This window comes from Shewanella basaltis, from assembly GCF_023283885.1.
Lineage (GTDB): Bacteria > Pseudomonadota > Gammaproteobacteria > Enterobacterales > Shewanellaceae > Shewanella > Shewanella basaltis.
In genome coordinates, this window is sequence record NZ_JAKILA010000046.1 from 1 (window position 1) to 2,360 (window position 2,360).

Annotated in this window: 2 protein-coding genes and 1 pseudogene; all 3 read left to right on the forward strand. The window is 37.2% G+C overall.

From position 1 onward, the window contains the following. Positions 1 to 537: 537 nt before the first annotated feature. Positions 538 to 996, forward strand: a complete 459-nt coding sequence (locus L2703_RS18845; protein ID WP_248972560.1) for a DUF4304 domain-containing protein — start codon at positions 538 to 540, stop codon at positions 994 to 996. Positions 997 to 1,109: 113 nt separating this feature from the next. Beyond that, positions 1,110 to 1,457, forward strand: a complete 348-nt coding sequence (locus L2703_RS18850) for a hypothetical protein (RefSeq protein WP_248972561.1) — start codon at positions 1,110 to 1,112, stop codon at positions 1,455 to 1,457. Between the two features lie 723 nt (positions 1,458 to 2,180). Next, positions 2,181 to 2,360: pseudogene (locus L2703_RS18855) on the forward strand (transposase); the annotation flags it as partial.

Here is a 2,360-nt window from a genome sequence, read left to right on the forward strand (position 1 = left end):
ATGACGTCCATGTCATGGACGGTCACAGTCGCGCTTAAACTTAAGGATTAATATCTTCGTTGCTGGCTGTGTAGCGGCATAGATGTGAAGAGAAATATCAGCTCATGGATGCGGCAGAATCACCTCGCACAAAAGGGGAATATTAACTCTAAGCATCACATGTGAAAAAATCAAAAGTGTTAAAAAAAACATCAGCATGAATACTTTTATGTGGCATGTACTAATTTTATGTACAGGTATAATGGTTTCTCATCGATTTACGCTAAAGAATGATTAAAAATCAGTCTTTAGTTGTATCGTTTTAAAAATAAAGAAATCATAATTAATTGATATTGTTATCTTTAATTTTTCGTCAAGTGAAAGTGAATTCTACTTTACGCGCAAGCTTGGTTTGTTTCTGTCTGTTAGAAAAAATTAATTGCTTTACTTCAATAAGATAGCAAATGTAGGATGATATTAATCAATAACTTGAATGGCCGACTTTATCGGGCGAGCCCTTCAATAAGCTGTTAGGCAAATAAAATCGAGTTCATAAGTATGTCGTCACCAGAAAAGAAACATCTTGAGAATGTATTAAAATCTTTCATGAAGAGTAAGGGTTTTAAGAAAAAAGGTGGTACTTGGTGCAGGGACTTTGGTGACTATTTGCACGTGGTAAATATTCAAGGTTCTTCATATTCAAAGAAATTTTACATTAATCTTGCTGTATACATTAAAGCTCTCGGGAATAACGTGTGGCCAGCAGAGTATGATTGCCATATACGAATTCGTTTAAACTCTTATTGTCATGACCAAAATGTCAATGAGTTGTTAAACTACGAAGATTTCGGAATGAATGAAATAAATCGAGACAAATTAACAGAAGTTATGGAAAATAAAGGTATTCCTTGGCTAGAGTCTTGTTCAAGTTATGAGGGCGCTAAAAAAGAATATGTGTTACCAAATAGAGTCATGACTAAACATCAACGTGATACATTGGACAAATATTTTGCCTAACAAGTGGCTCAATAGGATTGGTAACACTTGTCACCTTTTGTGCAAAAAGACGCACAAAAGCCGCCAAGTATTACCAACCCATTAGCCAGGCGTTATGTTTTACAGGAGAGTTTGTGGCAATCATTCGACAAATCATTTTCCCAGTCATAATAATTGTGTTGGCGCTAATCATAAGATCATTTTTGTCTTTACCTTTTATCGAAATAGATGGTGAATATTTGTCTACAAATGAAGTCATTTCTCATAGTGAATCAAATAACAAAGTTGTTGAAAAAGCCTTTCTACAAGGTGCTACAGAACAAGAGGACTTAATAGCAACTTTCAGTGATTTCACAAGAGCACAAGCTAGTGACTTGGAAGTACTAAGAGAAGCATTTGATGTTGTTGCTAGTATTGCTGATTTGATAATTATAATTACAGTATTTTTTGTTTTACCATTAGCTCTTAAACGTAAAACATAACACATATGAGCCTTCCGCCAGTCAATAGGCGAGCCTAACTTATTTGACTGCTTTTGCAGTCAAATTAAAATCAATCAACAAATTCATCTACTTCGTCTGTCATTTAGCTGTCAAATCATCGTTTACAGCAAACACATATAGAGGCTCTCTTAGTGCGATCTTATCGCTGCCTGACGCTTTTCAATCCGTTGAAATGTCAGGGGCACTACGACTAAATGGATTTAGGAGGTAGAGCGACGCAGGAAGCCAAAGCCGAGACATTTATCGGTTAACCCTAAGATGGCGCTATTCAAGTCAGAGGTGCTTTATGCACAGTTAGTTTCAGGCTCATTTAGGGTGTAAACGACTTTGTTGATTGTACTTATTAATGCGCGCCAATAAGGTGTCATTCTTTATAAAGTCAAGTGCAGGCAATGTAGCTTAAATAGCATTTGGCATAGTGATGATGGTGAGAAGTCATTGCTTCATTAGCCACATCATTCACGGTCATGCTCGCTTCTCTTTTTAAGAGTATCTAGTTAGACGTTCAGCTCACCTTATTGCGCGACTTATCCTTTCAAGAATCGTTGTTCATCAAACACCGTTTTGTTCTTCAGCATGAAATAGACGCAGCGACCAAGCTTATGTGCCAGAAACGAAAAATAACATGGCCACCCATTCCATCTGGCTAAATATTCAACACTGAACTAGGCTTTATTTACCCTTTCCAAACGGTAATTAAAGATGGCCAGACCAAGACAGACAATCGTTAGCCTGGAAGATACGCCTTACTACCACTGTTGTTCGCGTGTAGTGCGTAAGGCATTTCTTTGCGGAATTGATAATTCAACAGGTGAGAACTTTGAGCATCGACGCGAGTGGGTCGATTCACGCATTCTTGAGTTAGCGACCATTTTTGCTATT

Excerpts from the sequence above, each read along its gene's own strand:
- L2703_RS18845 (WP_248972560.1), top strand. The coding sequence starts at position 538 with ATGTCGTCACCAGAAAAGAAACATCTTGAGAATGTATTAAAATCTTTC.